The organism is Enterobacter sp. MGH85 (assembly GCF_001037655.1).
In the GTDB taxonomy this organism is placed as follows: Bacteria; Pseudomonadota; Gammaproteobacteria; order Enterobacterales; family Enterobacteriaceae; genus Enterobacter; species Enterobacter intestinihominis.
Map to the genome: position 1 here is coordinate 783,417 of NZ_KQ089925.1, position 18,575 is coordinate 801,991.

General features: G+C 55.8%; 18 protein-coding genes. 10 read left to right on the top strand and 8 right to left on the bottom strand.

The annotated features are described in order from the left end of the window. Positions 1–218: 218 nt before the first annotated feature. Positions 219–698 (bottom strand): hypothetical protein, encoded by a 480-nt coding sequence (locus SK51_RS03660; RefSeq protein ID WP_022646606.1) that lies wholly within the window; start codon positions 696–698, stop codon positions 219–221. A 1-nt stretch (position 699) separates the two neighbouring features. After that, complete coding sequence (locus tag SK51_RS03665; protein ID WP_023305173.1) at positions 700–1,488, bottom strand: winged helix-turn-helix domain-containing protein; 789 nt, start codon at positions 1,486–1,488, stop codon at positions 700–702. An 834-nt stretch (positions 1,489–2,322) separates the two neighbouring features. Between SK51_RS03665 and SK51_RS03670 the strand changes: the two genes are divergently transcribed. Genes SK51_RS03670 through SK51_RS03695 form a run of 6 tightly spaced genes read left to right on the top strand, consistent with a single transcriptional unit; the run spans position 2,323 to position 8,358 of the window. Beyond that, positions 2,323–2,925, top strand: coding sequence for a helix-turn-helix domain-containing protein (locus SK51_RS03670; RefSeq protein ID WP_022646604.1), 603 nt, complete (start codon positions 2,323–2,325; stop codon positions 2,923–2,925). A 52-nt stretch (positions 2,926–2,977) separates the two neighbouring features. Then, positions 2,978–3,562, top strand: coding sequence for a fimbrial protein (locus tag SK51_RS03675; protein WP_023299002.1), 585 nt, complete (start codon positions 2,978–2,980; stop codon positions 3,560–3,562). Between the two features lie 53 nt (positions 3,563–3,615). Beyond that, a complete protein-coding gene (locus tag SK51_RS03680; RefSeq protein WP_022646602.1) occupies positions 3,616–4,293 on the top strand; it encodes a fimbrial biogenesis chaperone in 678 nt (225 codons plus the stop codon). A 23-nt stretch (positions 4,294–4,316) separates the two neighbouring features. Next, the gene (locus SK51_RS03685; protein WP_023305172.1) at positions 4,317–6,842 is read left to right on the top strand and encodes a fimbria/pilus outer membrane usher protein; all 2,526 of its coding nucleotides are present in this window, start codon (positions 4,317–4,319) and stop codon (positions 6,840–6,842) included. Beyond that, the gene (locus tag SK51_RS03690; RefSeq protein ID WP_023305171.1) at positions 6,833–7,351 is read left to right on the top strand and encodes a fimbrial protein; all 519 of its coding nucleotides are present in this window, start codon (positions 6,833–6,835) and stop codon (positions 7,349–7,351) included. Before SK51_RS03685 ends, SK51_RS03690 begins: the two co-directional genes overlap by 10 nt. Continuing rightward, a complete protein-coding gene (locus SK51_RS03695; protein WP_023305170.1) occupies positions 7,351–8,358 on the top strand; it encodes a fimbrial protein in 1,008 nt (335 codons plus the stop codon). The genes SK51_RS03690 and SK51_RS03695 overlap by 1 nt, the downstream gene beginning before the upstream one ends. 1 nt (position 8,359) lies before the next feature. On the opposite strand, the gene SK51_RS03700 is transcribed toward SK51_RS03695, so the two are convergent. Then, complete coding sequence (locus tag SK51_RS03700) at positions 8,360–8,884, bottom strand: lipocalin family protein (RefSeq protein ID WP_023305169.1); 525 nt, start codon at positions 8,882–8,884, stop codon at positions 8,360–8,362. Positions 8,885–9,001: 117 nt separating this feature from the next. Between SK51_RS03700 and SK51_RS03705 the strand changes: the two genes are divergently transcribed. The 4 genes from SK51_RS03705 (at position 9,002) to SK51_RS03720 (ending at position 12,533) form a co-directional block, all read left to right on the top strand. Further along, on the top strand, positions 9,002–9,727 hold the full coding sequence (locus SK51_RS03705; RefSeq protein WP_022646597.1) for a MerR family transcriptional regulator: 726 nt from the start codon (positions 9,002–9,004) through the stop codon (positions 9,725–9,727). Between the two features lie 99 nt (positions 9,728–9,826). Next, positions 9,827–10,237, top strand: a complete 411-nt coding sequence (gene uraH / locus SK51_RS03710; protein ID WP_017383647.1) for a hydroxyisourate hydrolase — start codon at positions 9,827–9,829, stop codon at positions 10,235–10,237. Between the two features lie 102 nt (positions 10,238–10,339). Then, positions 10,340–11,299 (top strand): YbgA family protein, encoded by a 960-nt coding sequence (locus tag SK51_RS03715; RefSeq protein WP_022646596.1) that lies wholly within the window; start codon positions 10,340–10,342, stop codon positions 11,297–11,299. A gap of 145 nt (positions 11,300–11,444) precedes the next feature. Further along, on the top strand, positions 11,445–12,533 hold the full coding sequence (locus SK51_RS03720; protein WP_023305168.1) for an AAA family ATPase: 1,089 nt from the start codon (positions 11,445–11,447) through the stop codon (positions 12,531–12,533). Between the two features lie 28 nt (positions 12,534–12,561). Here SK51_RS03720 and SK51_RS03725 read toward each other — a convergent pair whose 3' ends face one another. The 5 genes from SK51_RS03725 to SK51_RS03745 all read right to left on the bottom strand — a co-directional run bounded on the left by SK51_RS03725 (position 12,562) and on the right by SK51_RS03745 (position 18,509). After that, positions 12,562–13,515: a GlxA family transcriptional regulator gene (locus tag SK51_RS03725; protein ID WP_023305167.1), complete on the bottom strand. Its 954-nt coding sequence runs from the start codon at positions 13,513–13,515 to the stop codon at positions 12,562–12,564. Positions 13,516–13,540: 25 nt separating this feature from the next. After that, positions 13,541–14,320, bottom strand: a complete 780-nt coding sequence (locus SK51_RS03730; protein ID WP_023305166.1) for an MBL fold metallo-hydrolase — start codon at positions 14,318–14,320, stop codon at positions 13,541–13,543. 89 nt (positions 14,321–14,409) lie between these two features. After that, positions 14,410–15,660 carry an HlyD family secretion protein gene (locus SK51_RS03735; protein ID WP_023298992.1) on the bottom strand — a complete coding sequence of 417 codons (1,251 nt, stop codon included), beginning with the start codon at positions 15,658–15,660 and terminating at the stop codon, positions 14,410–14,412. 6 nt (positions 15,661–15,666) lie between these two features. Continuing rightward, positions 15,667–16,416, bottom strand: coding sequence for a hypothetical protein (locus tag SK51_RS03740; protein ID WP_023305165.1), 750 nt, complete (start codon positions 16,414–16,416; stop codon positions 15,667–15,669). Further along, positions 16,413–18,509: a peptidase domain-containing ABC transporter gene (locus SK51_RS03745; protein WP_023305164.1), complete on the bottom strand. Its 2,097-nt coding sequence runs from the start codon at positions 18,507–18,509 to the stop codon at positions 16,413–16,415. Before SK51_RS03745 ends, SK51_RS03740 begins: the two co-directional genes overlap by 4 nt. Positions 18,510–18,575 lie beyond the last annotated feature (66 nt).

An 18,575-nucleotide genomic window follows, 5' to 3' on the forward strand; every position in this document is an offset into this window, starting at 1 on the left:
ACGGGGCCATAATATCAACCCAATATGCAGACACTTTTCCGGTACTGATTTCCCCCCATCGGAGGAGTCAAATACACTTTTCATTTACTTGCCAAATTTAAAATTAATTACATTATCGCAACATGATCTGTCGCACTTTATATTTCTAAGATAATCCTGATATTTTAAATCAAGCATAAATGAGACGGGAGGAAAATATAATGCTTTTCTCGTTTACATCATTCTTTTTTTGAACCACGACACACATATGTCGGTAATGTTCCTAAGGTAAAGATATAGTTACCATTATGTTGTTCATTGATACGCATATAAATACTCTTGCCCGGATAGACAAAAAATTGCGGTTCATATTTTTCCAGCCAGCTGTCTTCGACATTATCGTCCGGGAACGTCATATTTTTTTCTGACGTCAGCAAATAGAGGCGATCTTTTCTCTCCACCCGAAAGGAAATTTTCCTGTCGATGGTTTTACCCGGATCGCTCTTTGCCCGGCCATTCATGCTCAGGGTGCCGAATTTCCCGTCGAAGGTGTAATTCAGCCAGACCGTCAGCGTCTCATCCGGATGGTGCTGTACCAGATTAGCCTGGCATGAAAAAGGCTGAACGTAAGATCGGTGCCACAGGTAATAGCCCGTCAGCACGCCTGCCGTGACGAGGCCCGTCACGATGACATACAGCATCTGCCGAAAACGAGTCATGCTAGCTATCCTTCAGGAAATAATCAGATATACAGCGGTTCGGTTCTTTCATTGGCCGGTCGCAGCGAATAACCGACGCACGAGGAAGCAGGGCGTACCAGCTGATGTACACCCAGGGATATTGCGCGCATTCAGCCTTGAATTGTTCTACATAGGTCAGCGCGGAAGCGCGTTCAGCGTGAGTCTGAATGTCGTTCGCAAGATAAACGCGACAGGCCCCGATGGATGCCGCAAAACGGTAATCCTCAACAAAACGGTTTTCCCTGGCGCTCATATATCCCGTCACGCCTGCCCCGGCCAGGATGACCAATAGCCCCATAACGACAGCCAGCCAGCGCGTGGGCTTCCTGGCAACGGGCGCTGCTGGCGCGGAGGATGCAGAGACCTCCTCGATCGCTGGCGCCTCCACACATTGTCCCTCTGCGGGTTGAGGCGCGACAGGCGAAGACTCTCTGACGGTTATTTGCGTGTCGCTTGCCAGCGTCAGCCCAATACGGGGAATGGTAACGATAGGGTCAGTTTCAAAACCAATCTTTTTGAGCCCTTTGCGCAGAATGGAGATGTTCTGGTAATAGGTATTGGAGGAGACAAGCATGCCGCGGCTTTGCCAGACAATATCAAGGAACTCTTGCTGAGTGACAATCGACCCCGCTCTGTCGATTAATAACAACAGGCATCGGCCTGCTGGCGAATTTAACACAACCACACGGTCAGGATTGTTGATATCACGTAACGTGCTGGCCGCAGGATGAAATTCGACGATATTATTTATAATGTAATGCTTATGCATAGGGGCAGTATGAATTCTCCGGTTAACAGATGTTGAACCTGAGTCACCGCATGTATGTGATGACATTCGCGTCGGGATTAATGTGACTGATTAACGGCATGCTGTATATCTTCGCCATTGGCGAAAAATCTTAATTTATATTTCATCCCTTAAACTTCACTGAACCTGCATAAGAACTCAACCCTTGTAGAATGGGGCTTGCAGAGCCGCTTCATCCGCGACCATCCTCATTATGATGTTTTGTGAAGTGAATTTCCGCTCCACAGAAGTATCTGACTATCGACAGCATCTCTTTTATCAGAGCCTCTCCTTTTGGCGCACTCCTCGCCTCTTGACATTGACAAATATCTACATAAAAAAACATTGTACGCCACGGACATGCGTGTCTGAAATATTCAGTACTCTTAAGCCTTAAGTTTTCTCAACCTGACAAATATCAATAAGTTACATGGCTTTTGTATGCTTTTCACCCACCTCTCTATCAGTTTTTATCGATGATAACATTCGTAAATTGTTATTCCCCGTCAGCAACTTCACACCCGCACTGACACCAGACGACAAACTCCTTACAAAACATTTATCAAAGCTAAATTTTCATTAAAAATAGCGGCTATCATAATTTACCGAAAGCGAAGCGGAATAAGACCAATCAGAGGGAAGCGTCGTAACCGGTCTCGATCTCAGTAATTAATACAATTTTAGATTAATTCAGATTACCTCTTTATTGGCCGACGTATAGTAGGCCTACACTATGCAATACGTCATTGCTTCGAGAATACTGGCGATACCCTTATAAATAATTCGCCTGATTACTATTATAATTCGAGGAATAACATGACGAACAATAACCAAATAACACAGCATATTACTGTTGCATTGATGGGCGGCGATCATTATGCAAGAAACGGCATTAAAACGTTATTACGCAGCATCCGCGACGACCTTCACATCATTATCATCGAAGGAGGTTATCAGGAACTGGATAAGGCGCTGTCGTCGATTCGTATCGATATCTTATTTATATCCGGCGCAGAGAAATACCATACAGGGTATGGCTCACTGAAATATTTAAAAAAAATCAAAGCCACGCATCCAGAGGTGATTATCTGCCTGTACTCAACCTCTGCCCATTCCCTGTTATGGGCCAGGGAAGATATTGATGCCTATATCTCGCTACAGAACACGGTTTATCAGTGGCGGATAAAGCTAGCAAAAATGGTCGATAGCCATTATCGGCCCCAAAAGCAGCCAGCGGCGTTATCGCTGACGCCTGGAGAAAGGAGGGTATTAAAGGAACTCAGGAACGGACTGGATATACGTTACATCGCAGAACTGGAGAAACTTTCTTATCGCCGCGTGAGCGCTTTAAAAAGCTCAGCGATAAGAAAACTCGGGCTCAGGAATAAGACAGATTTGCTGGTCTTTTTAACCAGTTAGACCTGCCGCTTTCAGAGCAAATCTCGTAATAAAAAAACCAAGGAACCATGAAATGAAAGCACGCCTTACTTGCCATTCTCTGCTGGCATTAAGCATTGCCGCCCTGCTGCCAGCGGGCTCAGCACTGGCCGCCACCACCAGCGGCGGCACGGTTAACTTTAGCGGTAAAGTGGTGACCTCCGCCTGTGCCATCAGCGCCGGTAGCGCGAATATCGACGTCGACATGGGTGAAGTGCGTACCGCCACGCTGGCTGCCGCAGGCAGTGAAGCCAGTACCGCAAAAGCCTTCTCCATCACGCTGGAGGATTGCGAAATCGCCGATACCTCCGCGTCCACGGAAGATAACCCCATTGCCGCAACGACCGTGGCTATCACCTTCACCGGTACGCCGGACAGTACCGATGTGAATAGCCTGGCCGCGGGAGTAAACGGCGGCGCGGGCTCGGCGCAGCATGTCGCTATCCGTCTTTATGATGAACAGGGCAACGTCGTCAGGCTGGGTGAGCCGGCAGCAGCGATCCCCCTGCGTGCGGGGGCGAACACCCTGAACTTCAGCGCGAAATATTACTCCCCACTGGGCAACGCCACGGCGGGTGATGCCAGCGCGGTCGCAACCTACACCGTGACCTATTCGTAATCTTGAGGCCCGGTCTGCTGGCCGGGTCTGACTCAGCTTTCAGGAGACGCACAATGCGCGTAAACACATGGATTTGTCTGGCTGGCACGTTATGTTCATCCGCCGTGTATGCAGGCGGCGTGGGGTTGGGTGCAACGCGGCTGGTCTACGCAGGCGCGACGACGCAGACGATGATGCAGGTAAGAAATACCCACCCTGATGCCACGTTCCTGATCCAGTCATGGATGGAAGACGAGAAAGGGAGCCGTACCAACGACTTCGTCATCACGCCGCCGCTGTACGTCATGAAGCCCGCCAGCGAAAGCGCGGTGAAAATCATGTTCAGCGGCAACGCACTGCCAGCCGATCGCGAAACGCTGTACTGGATGACGGTCAAAGCTATCCCACAGCAGGTTAAAAACGGTTCCGGCAATTCGCTGCAATTCGCCTCTGCCAACCGCATCAAGGTCTTTTATCGCCCTGAGTCGCTTCGGGAAGGCGCAGGAGAGGCATGGAAAAACCTTGCAGGCGCCTACCGCGCGGGCAAGGTCACGCTGACCAACCCAACGCCGTATTACCTCACCACCATTAACCTGAAAATTGATGGCAGGCCGGTGTCGCCCGTCATGGTGCCGCCGAAAGCCAGCGTGACGCTGGCAGACACCTTCAGCCATGCGAGCAGCATGAGCTACCAGACGATTAACGATTATGGGGCCTGGACGCCCGTCACCCGCACGTCATTGTCCCAATAATAAAAACAGTAAGGCGTGACCACATGAAAATTAAAATCCTGTGCGCCACGGCGATCGCCCTGGTGATTCGGCAAGCCGTGGCTGCCGAAAGCGAGCTGCACTTTAATCCTGCGTTTCTTAACGGCGAACAGGCAAACAGCGCCGACCTCGCCTGGGTCAACGCCGGGAGCGCGTTGCCGCCGGGCGAGTACAATCTTAACGTGTATATCAACACCCAGTTCGCGTTCACAGGTAACGTCACGTTTCGCGTCGCTGAAAACACCGCCGGTGAAGCCCTGCCGTGCCTTACACCTGCGCAATTCGCCGCACTTGGCATCGACAGCCGTCAGGCGAAAGGGGGTGAGCTGCCGCCTGCGCAGCGCTGCATTTTTTTAACCCGGTCGTTCGCCGATATCCGGTTTGATTTTGACCAGAGGACGCTTACCCTCAACTTCACCGTACCGCAAAACGCGATGCGCGCTCTGCCGCGCGGGTACGTCAGCCCGGAGAGCTGGGAATCCGGCATCCCTGCCGCGTGGCTGAACTATGTGGTCAATGGCGCGAATAATGACTACCGGGGCGAGACGCGCACGCGGGAACAACAGCTGTTTGTGAGCCTGAACAGCGGCGCCAACCTGGGCGCATGGCGGCTGCGTGATTTCACCACGTGGACCAAAGAGAGTAACGAGCTCACCCACGTCCAGACCTGGCTACAGCGGGATATCCGCGCCCTGCGTGCCCAGGTTTATGCCGGTGAAACGTTCACCTCATCGCAGGTGTTTGACGCCGTTGGCCTGCGTGGGATTGCCCTGAAGACCGATGACAATATGTTGCCCGCCAGCCTGAGCGGTTACGCGCCTGAAGTGCGCGGCATTGCGCGCAGCAATGCCACGGTGACGGTTCGCCAGAACGGTAACGTTATCTATCAAACCTCGGTTCCGCCGGGGGCGTTTGTGCTGAAAGATCTCTATCCGACCTCTTCCGGCGGCGATCTCGCGGTCACCATTCAGGAGAGCGACGGTAGCCAGACGCAATACACCCTGCCCTTTGCCAGCGTGCCGAATCTGGTGCGTAACGGTCAGGTCAAATATGCTCTGGGGGCCGGGAAATACCGTCCTGCGGGCAATCAGATCTCGCCCTCCTTCGCGCAGGGCGAGCTGTTCCTGGGCTGGCGATACGGCCTCACGTTTTATGGCGGGGCGCAGTTTTCCGATCGCTACAACGGCCTGGCCTTCGGTATCGGGCAGAATCTCGGCCGCTTTGGCGCCTACTCCCTCGACCTCACCCATGCCCGCAGCCAGCTGGCTGATAATCAGCACTACACCGGGGATTCGGTGCGCCTGCGGTACAGCAAGCTGCTGAACGATATCGGTACGCGGGTCAATTTCTTCTCGCTGCGTTACTCAACGGCAGGGTTTTATACCCTCAGCGATACCACTTACAAAGGCATGGCGGGCGGAGCGCCAGAACAGACCGTAGAAGACGATGGCACCGTCACCACCCGCTACGACACGGTTTACAACCTGCATATGTCGCGTAAGGCAAAAAATCAGCTGCTGTTGTCGCAGCCGATGGGCGAATACGGCGCGCTGTCTCTGTCCTGGGATCAACAAACCTACTGGAATACGTCAAAAACCACGCAAAGTTTGCAGTTCGCGTGGAACGCAACGTTTCGTAATCTGTCGCTTGGCATCAGCGCCCAGCGTAGCTCTAGCCTGTACGACAACAAGAAAGACAATATCCTTGCGTTGTCCCTGTCGGTGCCGCTGGGTAACCCGGCGCTGTCGACCCGTCTCCGTTTTACCGCTACCCATGCGGATCCCGCTGGCACCACCGCCAGTACCGGTGTCAGTGGTTATCTGCCGGGACAGGAGAATCTTTTCTATAGCGTCAACCAGCGCTACAGCGCACAGCAGCACTACGGCGGCGATGCCGCGCTGCAATACGAGGGCGCGTGGGGAGACTATAACCTGGGCTACAGCTACGCCGGTAACTCCCGCAACCTCAGCTACGGGATGAGCGGCGGTGCGGTGCTGCATGAGGATGGCCTGACGCTGAGCCAGCCACTCGGGAACACCAATATCCTGGTGAAAGCCCCGGGCGCCAGCCATGTCGCCGTGCTCAACCACAGGGGCATCAAAACCGACAGCCGGGGCTATGCGGTGATCCCGTACGCCACGCCGTATCGCGTTAATCAGGTTGCGCTGGATGTCACCACCGTGGGCAGTGACGTGGAGCTTGAGAACGCCATCGCCAATAAAATCCCCACCGACGGGGCACTGGTTCGCGCCACCCTCACCACGCGTCAGGGGGCAAAAGCGATGTTTATCGTGCGTCACGCTAAAGACGTGCTCCCCTTCGGCACGCTGGTCTCGTCAGAGGATGACAACGCCAGCGGTATCGTCGGCGATGGCGGCAGCGTGTATCTGACCGGCCTGTCAGCGAAGGGAACATTGCATGCCGTATGGGGACGCGACAGCGCCCAGCGCTGCACGATCCGCTATGCGTTGAACCCGAAAAATTATCAGGCCCGCACCGGGCTGTATTCCCAGGAGGTCATATGTCAGTAACCGTCCGGTTTCTCCCCCTGATCCTGCTGATGTTCATCACCGTCCCCGTACACGGCTATGACGTGCTGGTTTCCGTGACCGGCAACGTGATCGGCAATACCTGTATTGTCTCGGAAGATTCGAAGGAGCAAAACGTGCCGCTGGGCACCCTCGGCGTGAAGCAATTTAGCGAGGCGGGGGCAGTCAGCAATATCAAAACGCCCTTCACGCTCACCCTTGAAGCGTGCGGCCCTACCTTTGCTGGCGTGAAAATCCGCTTCAGCGGTACGCCGGATGACGAGAACCCGCAGCTTCTGAAAGTCGCTGACGGCGGCGCGACCGGCGTGGCGGTGCAGATTCTGGATAAAGACAGCGTACTTATCCCGCTGGACACCCAAACCACTGCTTACGGCGCGGCGGGGGATGACAGCGTAAAAATGACCTTCTATGCGCGACTGGCCTCCACGGGTGCGCCGGTCAATGCCGGAGACGTTTCGGCAGTGGCGACCTGGACGACGGAGTATCAATAATGCGTTTACTGTATTTATGCCTGTTTTTCATGACGTCTCAGGCGCTTGCCCTCTCCTGGACATCGGATATCACCCTTTCGCCAACACCCATGTCATGGTCCGGCCCGGCAGACTCCATCGTGCCTGGAAAGACGATCGGCTCTGAATGGAGCGCCACTGCGAGCGTCTCGGAAGTGTTCTGGTGCGGCCTGGTATTTACCTGCTCCAAAGGGACGCTGGAGCCGAGCAGCAGCGTAACGGCCACCGGCATCACGGTTATTCTTGATGGCGCCAGTTACATGGTATTTGAAACGGGCGTGCCCGGCATCGGCTTCATTCTTGGGCTTAAAGATTATAACGGCACCACCTATGTCCCGATGCAGACGGGCATTACGCAGAGTTATCCGGCCGACGGGACTAACGGTTACGCCTCCACACTGGGCTGGTCGGCAAAAGTGACGTTTATCAAGACCGGCGTTCCGCTGAAATCCGGCGTATACCAGACCCCCACCATTAATGCGGCGATCCTGACGGCCTATAACAACGAAGTGAAAACCGCGCAGGTGATCATCAACCCGACCACCATCACGGTGACGGCAAGCGGCTGCACGGTAGGCACGAAAAGCGCCAACGTCGACCTGGGCACCATTGATGTTCACACGCTACCCAGCGTAGGCAGTACCTCGCCATCGGAGGCGTTTAACGTCAGCCTGACCTGCGATGAGAACGTGGCGGTTAACGCAGTAATGACCGATCAGACCACGCCGTCAAATACCTCGTCGGTCGTGACGCTGACCGGGGACTCCACGGCCTCCGGCATTGGCGTACAGTTTTTCTATAACGGTACCGGGCCGCTGATGATGGGGCCAGACAGCTCGGCCGCAGGCACGACGGGACAGTTTTTCATCCAGACCACCAGCGCAGCACAAACGCTGTCGCTGCCGTTCCAGGCGCAGTACATCCGAACCGGAGAGCTGGTCCCCGGCTCGGCTAACGCCCTGGCAAGCATCACCTTTTCGTATCAGTAGGTCAGTGCTTTACCCACACCAGCTGATCGACCCGGAAGCCCAGATCGCGTGCGGTATTCAGGTAGTCCTGTTTTACCGCATCCGGAATGGTCGGGGTGCGCGATAAAATCCACAGGTAGTCGCGGTTCGGGCCGCTGACCAGCGCGTACTGGTACTTATCGTCCAGCTTGATCACGTTATAGCCGCCGTAGAACGGGCCGAAGAACGATACCTTCAGCGCAGCCGTAGTCGGTTCGCCGGTAAAGTACGCCTTTCCTTCGCTCTCATTCCACTTGTTCTTCACCGGATCATAGCCACGATTCAGTACGCTGATACCGCCATCGCTGCGCTTGCCGTACGTCGCGGTCACCTGTTCCAGACCGCGCTCGAAGCGATTTTCCAGTCGGGCGACTTCATACCATTTGCCGAGATAGCGGCTGGCATCAAAGCCGGTAATGGGCTGCACGCCTTTCGGCGGCGTGGGAGATTTACAGGCAACCAGCGTCAGCGCAATGGCGACACCGGTAACGACAGGCCATAGCCTCATGAGAACTCCTTTCATTTACGCGGTTGGACGTTAAGTGTAGCGCACCCGTGCGGCGCTTCATCCCGTCGGGGAATATTCGTAGTATATTGAGACTACTCCTTCTCTTCGGATGCAGACATGGCTTACTCCATCGGCGAATTCGCCAGACTCAGCGGCATCACCGCCACCACGCTGCGGGCGTGGCAGCGACGCTATGGATTACTCAAACCCGAGCGTACGGACGGCGGTCACCGCCTGTACAGCGATGAGGACGTTCAGCAGGCGCTGAAAATCCTCGACTGGGTTAAAAAAGGCGTACCCATCGGCCAGGTAAAATCACTGCTGGAACGCCCTGTGCCGCGCCGCGCCAATAACTGGCAAACCCTGCAACAGGCCATGCTGCAAAAGTTGCAGGAGGGGAAAATTGAATCCCTGCGTCAGATGATTTACGACGCCGGACGCGAATACCCAAGGCCAGAGCTGGTCACTAACGTGCTGCGTCCGTTGCGCAGCCAGATATCGGCCAACGTCGCCGCCGCCATGACGCTGCGTGAGATCCTCGACGGCATCCTCATCGCCTATACCTCGTTTTGCCTTGAGGGCGATAAAAAAGCGCCGGGCGATAACATCCTCATCAGCGGCTGGCATCTGAACGACCCGTGTGAGATCTGGCTTGAAGCCCTGACGCGCACCGGCCAGGGCCACCGCATCGACATACTGCCGGTTCCCCCTGCCGCGCTGGCCCCGGAAATTTTTCCGGATCGCAAATGGCTGCTGGTTACCAGCGGTAAACTTACCGCCGCGCGAAAAAAGCAGGTTGCGCAGTGGCAGCAGCAAGTTTCCCTTGAGGTAATTATCCTCTGATTATTTTCTGCTGTGGCAAACTTCACGAAAAGTTGAATATTTTTTCGCGCAGCGAGTGCTAACGTTTTCCTGTCACCGACAACTCAACAGGAAAACACGATGAAAAAGACACTCCCTCTGATGATGCTGGCTACAATGGCTTTCGCCCCTGCCGCATTCAGCGCCCCGGCAGGCACCCTGAGCGTCCACGTTCTGGACCAGCAAACCGGTATGCCGCCAGCGGATGTGGCCGTCACGCTGGAAAAGCAGGAGCAGGACAAGTGGACCCCGATTGCCAGCGGTAAAACCGACCACGACGGGCGTATTAAATCGCTCTATCCGCAGGATCAGGATATGGCGCCAGGCGTCTATAAAGTGACCTTCAAAACCGCAGATTACTTCCACGGCAAAAAGCTGGACTCCTTCTTCCCGGAAGTGCCGGTGCTGTTCACCGTCACCCGCACCAATGAAAAACTGCACATCCCGCTTCTGCTCAGCCAGTACGGTTACTCAACCTACAAGGGCAGCTGATTGCTCTTGATTTTAAAGACGATTAGAAAATAATCCCGTCAATACTTGGACAAATACGAATTGTTGTGTAACTTTTAGATATGAGATCGGGAGGTGCACATCATGACAACAAAACCTGTGCTGGGTATTAGCGGATGTTTGACCGGTTCCGCCGTTCGCTTTGACGGCGGACATAAGCGTATGGGCTTTGTGATGGATGAGCTGGCGCAGTGGGTCGCTTTCCGCCCGGTATGCCCTGAAATGGCTATCGGCCTGCCCACGCCTCGTCCGGCGCTGCGCCTGGTGATGACCACTGGCGGCGAGACAGAAATGCGATTCAGCAAAGCGCCGCACGATGACGTCACGCAGAAGATGGCCGCATTTACGGCAGATTATCTGCCGAAAATCGGCGATCTGTCAGGGTTTATCGTCTGTGCAAAATCCCCTAGCTGCGGCATGGAGCGCGTGCGGCTGTACGACGAAAACGGCAACCGGGGCCGCAAGGAGGGAGTCGGGCTGTTCACCGCCGCCCTCCTTGAAACTTTCCCCTGGCTGCCCGTCGAAGAAGACGGTCGCCTGCACGATCCGGTACTGCGGGAAAACTTTGTTGAGCGCGTTTTTGCTCTCCACGAACTGAACGTAATGCGTAAAAATGGCCTGACGCGCCGTGCCCTGCTGGACTTTCACAGCCGCTATAAGCTTCAGCTTCTGGCGCACCATCAGGCAGGCTACCGTGAAATTGGTCCGTTCGTGGCATCACTGCATGAGTGGGACGATCTGGACGCGTTTTTCGTGGCCTATCGCGACAAACTGATGAATATCCTTAAAAAACCCGCTTCGCGGAAGAATCACACTAACGTGCTGATGCACATTCAGGGCTATTTCCGTAACCAGCTGAACAGCCGCCAGCGCGGAGAACTGCGTGATGTGATCCTGCATTACCGGGACGGACTGCTGCCGATCCTCGCGCCGCTGACGTTGCTTAAGCATTATCTGGCTGAATACCCTGACCGCTATCTGATGACGCAAAACTACTTTGATCCCTATCCTGATGATTTGGGTCTGCGTCTGGCCGTTACCTGATAAGAAAGAAGCGAAGGCCCATTGACCCACAGAGGCCCAAAGCTGTACCCCGTTTAGACGACACCCTCACTGTCGTCTTTTTTTTGCGCTCAGCGTAAAATACTGTAATTCTGTACAGGTTAAGCATGCACAGCGGAGTACCCCGATGATCAAAAATCTGCATATTCAAAACTACCGCTCAATTCGCGATATGTCGCTTGAGCTGGAACAGCTCAACATCGTGTTCGGCCCCAACGGCACCGGAAAATCCAATATTTATAAAGCGATTTACCTGATGCACAGCGCGGCTCAGGGGCAATTCTCCCAAGCGCTGGCAAACGAGGGGGGGATTTTGAAAGTGTTCTGGGCGGGCAAAACCCGCAGCGATCAGCTGCGGCGCATGAACCTGGCGGTGGAAACGGAAACCTATGAATATGAGCTTCAGGTCGGGTTCGTGGAAAAGCTGCCCTATCCCTCACAGTTTCAGCTCGATCCGGTGATCAAAGAGGAAGCTATCTGGCTGAGCGGCCAGCACCGTCGTCCGTCGTCACAGCTGATGAAGCGTAAGAATCAGGCGGTTTTCCTGAACAACGTGCATCACGAAAAAGTGACCCACAGCGGTACGCTGTATGAGAACGAGTCGGTGTTCGGGCAGCTAGGCGAACCGCACCTCTATCCCGAAGTGTCGCAGATGCGCGAGTCCCTGCGTAACTGGCGATTTTATCATGAGTTTTCCGTCTCATCCGGCTCGGCGATCCGTGCGCCGCAGGTGGGTTTTCGTTCCCCGGTGCTGGCCAGCGACGGCGCGAACCTGGCCGCCGCGTTTCAGACCATTGTCGAAATTGGCGACGAGCTGCTGCTGATGCGCATTCTCGACCAGGCCTTCCCCGGCTGCGTGTTTTACAGCGACAACACCGGCGGGCGCTTCCGCATGATGATGCAGCGCGAGGGGCTGAGCAGGCCGCTGGAACCGGCAGAGTTCTCCGACGGGACGCTGCGTTTTCTGTGCCTGGCGGTGGCGCTGCTAAGCCCGCGCCCTCCCGCATTCATCGCCCTCAACGAACCGGAAAACAGCCTGCATCCGCAGATGCTGCCCGCTCTGGCAAGCCTCATTGCCGAGGCCAGCCGCTACTCGCAGATCTGGCTCACCAGCCACTCGCCGGAGCTGGCGCAGTTGATTGAGAAGCACCGATCGTTTTCGCTGTATCAGCTGTCGATGATGGAGGGGGAGACGCGGATGGAGCGGCTGGGGTAATAGCCAGGTGGCGCTACGCTTACCTGGCCTACAGGCGAGAACGAAACGTCTTACGCCACTCCGCCGGACTGACGCCAAAGCGCGCCTTAAATTGCTGCCGATACGTCACCGCTGATAAAAACCCCACCTGCTCAGCGACGCTTTCGATTGGCAGACTGCCGGACTCCAGCAGGATCTGGCTGCGCCGCAGTCGCTCGGCGGTAAGCCAGTCGGCAACGCTCATGCCCGTCGCCTTGATAAAATGGCGGGTCAGCGTGCGTCGGCTCATCGACACCACGTCCGCCAGCGAATCCAGGTTATGCGGCTCGGAAATGTGCTGCTGAAGGTAGTCTATGAGACAGTTAATCCGCCCGTCGCGGGTATCTTTCGGCACAGGCTGCGCAATAAACTGCGCCTGCCCGCCCTCGCGGTGCGGCGGAACGATCATCCGGCGGGCAATCTGATTGGCGACGACGCTGCCAAAGCGCTGGCGGATGATATACAAACAGCAGTCGAGCGCGGCGGCGGTACCTGCCGAGGTGATCACATTGCCGTCGTCCACGTAGAGCGCGTTGATGTCCAGTCGAACGTCCGGAAACAGCGTCTGAAACTGGTGTTCAAACTCCCAGTGGGTGGCGGCCCGTTTGCCGCTGAGTATGCCGGCATAGCCCAGCACAAACGATCCCAGACACAGCCCAACAATTTCCGCCCCGTTGTCTCTGGCCTTAACCAGGCTGTCGAGCAGCGTCTGAGGCGGGCGCTCCAGTACGTGCTGCCAGTAGGGTACAACCACAATTTCAGCCGATGCGATCGCGGAAAAATCCTGCGTCGCATGCAGGGCAAAACCGTCTTTCGAGGTCAGGAATCCCGGTTTTTCAGCGCAGATCGTGACGTTAAAGCGCTTTTTCCCGGATACCGTATCGCCAAACAGAATGCAGGGGACGGAGTAGTGGAACGGGCTAAACCCGTCCACCGCGACAATAGCAACGTTAACAAGCGGCATCTGTCTCTCCTTTCCCCTTTAACACTCAGAATATAACGGTTTCGCCGTCCTGAGGAATGCTCACCGCGTCACTTATCTCGTTGGCGTCAACAAACTCGCGCAGCGCGCGGCGGGTCAGCAGGCAGTGGTTGATAGCTTCCATATGGGTCGCCACGATTTTCGCCTGCGGCAACAGGAAATGCACGTTAAGCAGATCTTCTTCCCCCATGATAATTGGCCCAAACCCGATGACGTGGGCGTAACCAGCGTTGAGCACGACAACGTCCGGCTGATGCTTTTGTAGATCGGCCGCAACCGCGTCGCGCCAGATGGTATCCCCTGCGATATAAAGCGTCTTCTCATCGGGATGACGGAAGACCACGCCGCAGGCTTCACCCAGACGCTCTGCCAGCTCCGGCACGGCGTAAGCGCGGTCAGTGCCGTGCTGGCCGCCATAAGTTTTCGCAATCCGGATATCGCCGAACGTCGTTTCGTCGGTCATGACCGTCAGGTTGTGAAAGCCCTGTCCGCGCAGCAGCGCGGCATCGCTATCATTTTGCACGTAGATCGGCTTGTGTTTGGCGATCAGCTCAACGGCATACTGATCCCAGTGATCGTCATGGGTATGGGTGACGATCACCGCATCGGTGTCCAGCAGCGTTTGAACGTCAACGGGAAGCTCGACCATCGGGTTGCGAATATCGGCCCGCGCGGTGCCGGGAAAACCCGGATAAGCGCCTTTTGGCGCCAGCATTGGGTCGATTAAAAAGCGTTTTCCTGCGTAAGTGATCAGCTGGGTGGCATTGCGAATTTGCGTAATGTTCATGGGCTATCCTCCGGTTGGTATGAGAAGGAGAATAGCCCCAGGGTGCCGTTAAGAATGTGGGCTAAAGGGCGATGATCGATGAAATCGGGTCAATCGATAAACCGCTTGCGTACCCTTTCCAGCGGCGCAATCAGCAGATTGATAAGCGGCTTACGATCGATAACGATATCGGCGTTCACCGTCATCCCGCCCATCAGCATGCGCTTTTTCTTGTCCGGGTCGGTAAACCAGGAGGGGACGCGCACTTTAGCCAGGTAGTAGTTCTGCCCTTCCTGGAGCGGGATCAGCGCCGAATGGGCATCAATGTTTACCTCATAGAAATCGGACAGCGTCGCCTCCACGGAACCGTATTTGTCCACGGGCCAGGAGTCGAAGCGCAGCTTGACCTTATCGCCTTTCGCCACGCGCCCCACCCCCGTTGCCGGAACATACAGGTACCCCTCCATCGTCGCCGCGGTATTTTTACGGATCACCACCACCACCTCGCTGTTTTGCGTAATGGCCCGGCCTGGCGGGAAGTTAATCGCCACCACGTAGCCATCTGAAGGGGCCAGCATCGCCATGGTGGAACTCCCCCGGCTGGACAGGTTGCGATCAATTTCGCTGATGCGGTTTTTCACGTACAGCTGCTCTTCGCTCAGCGAGTCAATTTGCGACTGGGTGCTGTCGGTCAGGCTGGTTTTGCGCGCCTCAAGCTCAAGAATAGTGCTCTCCTCCAGCGTCAGGTTGAGCTGGGCGTTGAGCACATCGTTATGGCTTTTATCGAGATCCACTTTGGAGACATAGCCCTTCCCGGAGACGGATTTCCACGCCTCGTAGGTGTCGGTGCTGTTTTTTAACAGCGCGCGCAGCTTCTTCACCTTATCGCGGGAAACGGCGATCTGCTTGTCAGTGAGAGCCAGCTGCTGCGCCAGATTTTTGCGATACGACGCAATCGAGTCCTCAATGGCCTGAATGCGCTGCTCGCTGCGCTTTTTCTCCGCTTCCATCTGCTGGCGGTCAAACTGCACCACCGAGCCCTGCTTGCCGCCATAGTCCTGCGACACGGTGAACAGCGGATCGTTTTCCTTCACGTACTGGCCGGGCCGGACGGCAAAATCAACAAGGGTTCCGGACTCTCTGGCGCGCACCTCCACATCGCCCTGCGCCGGGATCAGCACCCCGCGTGCCAGCGTGGTTTCCGAAAAGTTGAAAGCAATCGCAAAGACCAGCAGGCAGAGAAAAAAGGCGATGAACAGCGTCAGCACGGTTTTCAGCCGCGGCGCGTTGATTTGATAGCTTTTTGAGAAGTGGTGCGGGATTAGCGCCCGACGCTGTCGGCTTCGGTTTTTTAATTTCACGATATGTCATCCATGATAAATCACTGAAAGATCGTCCCATCCACTCCAGAGCGTGGGGGTTTTGCGCAGCGCGTTCAGCGTGTCGGCGGCGGCCAGACGGTAATCCTCTGGCGCATACGCCTGGCTCTCCAGCCCAAACTCTGCCGCGTGCAGCGAACAGACCGGCAGCAGCGTTCGGACGCTGTAGCCATAACGCGATAAAAACCGCGTGGAGACGTCCGTTAACCACGCCTTGCGATCGCCTGCCTGAATTGGGAACAGTGGCGCATCCGGCAGGCGTTCATCCATCAGCAGCACCGTCACCAGGCGCTGAGGGGCGAAAAACGAGCCGGCGCGCCGTCCGTCGTGTGCGGCCATCAGCTTGTGCAGCGCAGGGTGACGGGTAATAAACTGAAAGCGCACATCATCTGGCGCGGTGGCGAGCAGCGCATCCATAATCAGGCCAAAGCCCGCCCAGCGCATGCCCAGTAGCAGGGTGCGAGATGAACTGTAAAATGCCTGCTCCTGCGTCCACTGCGCCACGTACGCATGCAGATCGAAGCGAACGTTGCGCGCCCACAGCGCGGGCGGGAAAATCTGTTCCACGAAGTTAAACCCGCTCAGCTCATGGGCGTTCTGATGCAGAAAATCAGCCGGCACATCGGCCTCCGGGCAGGGCATAAACTGGCTGTAGTTTTGCGCAATCCGGTTTGCCATTAAGGTGCGTCCGGCCTGGCGCGCGCAGAGTAGGGCATAGAGACGCGGCAGAAACATCATGGCGCACTCTCCCGCAGGCTTCCGTTTTCCATGGTATAGAGACGCCCCTGACAGCCCACCACGTCCGGCGAGTGGGTGACAAATACCAGGCCAATCCCCAGGCTACGCAGGTTCGCCAGCACCTTTTGCGCGGTGGTCTTATCCAGGTTCGCCGTCACTTCGTCGCAGAGCAGTAGCTTAGGCTGGCTGTACAGGGCGCGCGCCAGGACCAGACGCTGCATCTCCCCGGCCGAGAAAAAGGTGTTCCCCGGCAGCATCTCCGTTTCGTAACCGTGCGGCAGACGGGCGACGACGTGGTCCACTTCCGCCAGCCGACACGCGGCGATGACCTGCTCTTTATCCGGCGCGCTGTCAAAGCAGGCGATGTTGTCCAGAATCGAGCCGGTGAAGAGAATATCGTCTGCATGAACAATGCGGATGTGCTGGCGCAGCGAGGAAAGATCGCACTCTTCAATGGGGATCTTATTGATCCGCAGCGTGCCAGACGATGACAGCAACATGCCGGAGATCAGACGCAGCAGCGTGGTTTTTCCCGACCCGCTCTGGCCCACAATCACCGCCTCTTCGCCCTGCTTCAGGGTCATGTTGATATGCTGTAGCGTGGCCTCCCGGCCTGGATAAGCAAATGAGACATCCTCAAATTGCAGACAGACCGGCGAGGTGACAATCCGCTTCCCAAACTGGCTGGTTTCAGAGGGGGCAAACAGCAGGTCGCCCACGCGATCCAGCGGCCCCTTAAGGGCATTTTTGTCCAGCAGCTTCTGCGCCACCTGCACCATGGCATCGGAAAAATAGCGCTTATAGCTGATATAGGCGTACAGCATCCCGATACTCATCTGCCCTTCCAGGATCAGCCACGCGCCAAAGCAGACCACCAGCAGCTGCTCGGCATTGATCACCAGCAGCGAAGCCACGTCAAAGCGGGCCAGCAGCCGCTCTTTACGCATCAGCCCGGCGATGTGTTCGCGCTGGGATTTGTCCATCACCGCATCCCGGGCCTGCTCCATATTGTTCGCCTTGAGCGTAATGATCCCTTTCTGTGTCTCTACCAGCAGAGATTCATACTGGGCGGTACGCTCGATGGAGTCATCCACCGCGCGTTGATAGGGGCCGATCAGCGAAAAGCGGATCAGGAAAAACACGCCCATCAGCAGCATCGTCAGCAGCGCAATTTTGACGTTATACAGCAGCATAAACAGCAGGCTGGTGACGGCGATCAGGCTGGAAAAGAGAATTTGCACGTAACCATTGCTGATGAACTCCGCGCAGGCGTGGAGCGATTTTTCAATAGCCAGCACGATGCCCGGCGGGCGCGAGCGGAACCAGCTGGTCTGGGTGCGCAGCATGTAGTGGCGCACGGACTGGCTTAAATCGTCATAGGCAATATTACGCATCAGGATCTCAAGCAGCTGCTTGAGGAATTTACCGATGACTTCAAAGATAAAGACGATAGCGAAGATCGCGGTGAGCAGGATCACCAGATCGCTGTCGCTGCGGGAAATGGCCTCATCCATAATCAGCTGCACGTAGGTGGGGCTCGCCAGCATGGTGATGAGAGTAAAAATACAGAGCACAAACAGCAGCAGCTGGCGCTGGAACAGGCTCGGAGATTTATTGGCTAACCGGCCAAGCGTGAGCTTTTCATCCGGGGATTTCTTTTCGAAACACGGCGTGGGCTTAAGCTCAAGCACATAGCCGGAAAACAGTTTTTCCGCCTCTTTCAGGCGGTAACGACGCACGCCGCTGGCCGGGTCGTGAACGGTCACGCTGCGGCTGTCGATCTTCACGATGACCACGAAATGGTTGCCGCGCCAGAAGGCGATGAGCGGCAGCTCAGACGTTTCTATTTCAGTGATTTCGCCTTTAAGCACCCGGCCAGACATATTTTTATCGCTGGCAAGGGTCAACAATTCCGCCATTGAGGTTCCCGCATCGGCGGAAACGGAAATCTCCCGGCGCAGCTGGCTGACGGAGACATGGTGGTCATAGTGCCCCAACACCATCGCCAGGCAGGCCAGTCCACATTCGGTAAATTCATGCTGGCGAATAACAGGGGTCTTACCCTGTTTTTTATACTGAAAGAGCGAAAACATAATGATCCGTGGCTGAAATAAAAAAATGGCCCGGCAATGCGGGCCATGCGTACAACGTGCCTCTCG

What these genes read in the sequence shown, in the direction of transcription:
- SK51_RS03715 (WP_022646596.1), top strand. Translation starts at nt 10,340, where the DNA reads ATGACAACAAAACCTGTGCTGGGTATTAGCGGATGTTTGACCGGTTCC.
- SK51_RS03675 (WP_023299002.1), top strand. Translation starts at nt 2,978, where the DNA reads ATGAAAGCACGCCTTACTTGCCATTCTCTGCTGGCATTAAGCATTGCC.
- SK51_RS03700 (WP_023305169.1), bottom strand. Translation starts at nt 8,884, where the DNA reads ATGAGGCTATGGCCTGTCGTTACCGGTGTCGCCATTGCGCTGACGCTG.
- SK51_RS03670 (WP_022646604.1), top strand. Translation starts at nt 2,323, where the DNA reads ATGACGAACAATAACCAAATAACACAGCATATTACTGTTGCATTGATG.
- SK51_RS03660 (WP_022646606.1), bottom strand. Translation starts at nt 698, where the DNA reads ATGACTCGTTTTCGGCAGATGCTGTATGTCATCGTGACGGGCCTCGTC.
- SK51_RS03740 (WP_023305165.1), bottom strand. Translation starts at nt 16,416, where the DNA reads ATGATGTTTCTGCCGCGTCTCTATGCCCTACTCTGCGCGCGCCAGGCC.
- SK51_RS03685 (WP_023305172.1), top strand. Translation starts at nt 4,317, where the DNA reads ATGAAAATTAAAATCCTGTGCGCCACGGCGATCGCCCTGGTGATTCGG.
- SK51_RS03665 (WP_023305173.1), bottom strand. Translation starts at nt 1,488, where the DNA reads ATGCATAAGCATTACATTATAAATAATATCGTCGAATTTCATCCTGCG.
- SK51_RS03730 (WP_023305166.1), bottom strand. Translation starts at nt 14,320, where the DNA reads ATGAACATTACGCAAATTCGCAATGCCACCCAGCTGATCACTTACGCA.
- SK51_RS03690 (WP_023305171.1), top strand. Translation starts at nt 6,833, where the DNA reads ATGTCAGTAACCGTCCGGTTTCTCCCCCTGATCCTGCTGATGTTCATC.
- SK51_RS03695 (WP_023305170.1), top strand. Translation starts at nt 7,351, where the DNA reads ATGCGTTTACTGTATTTATGCCTGTTTTTCATGACGTCTCAGGCGCTT.
- SK51_RS03680 (WP_022646602.1), top strand. Translation starts at nt 3,616, where the DNA reads ATGCGCGTAAACACATGGATTTGTCTGGCTGGCACGTTATGTTCATCC.
- SK51_RS03745 (WP_023305164.1), bottom strand. Translation starts at nt 18,509, where the DNA reads ATGTTTTCGCTCTTTCAGTATAAAAAACAGGGTAAGACCCCTGTTATT.
- SK51_RS03705 (WP_022646597.1), top strand. Translation starts at nt 9,002, where the DNA reads ATGGCTTACTCCATCGGCGAATTCGCCAGACTCAGCGGCATCACCGCC.
- uraH (WP_017383647.1), top strand. Translation starts at nt 9,827, where the DNA reads ATGAAAAAGACACTCCCTCTGATGATGCTGGCTACAATGGCTTTCGCC.
- SK51_RS03725 (WP_023305167.1), bottom strand. Translation starts at nt 13,515, where the DNA reads ATGCCGCTTGTTAACGTTGCTATTGTCGCGGTGGACGGGTTTAGCCCG.
- SK51_RS03720 (WP_023305168.1), top strand. Translation starts at nt 11,445, where the DNA reads ATGATCAAAAATCTGCATATTCAAAACTACCGCTCAATTCGCGATATG.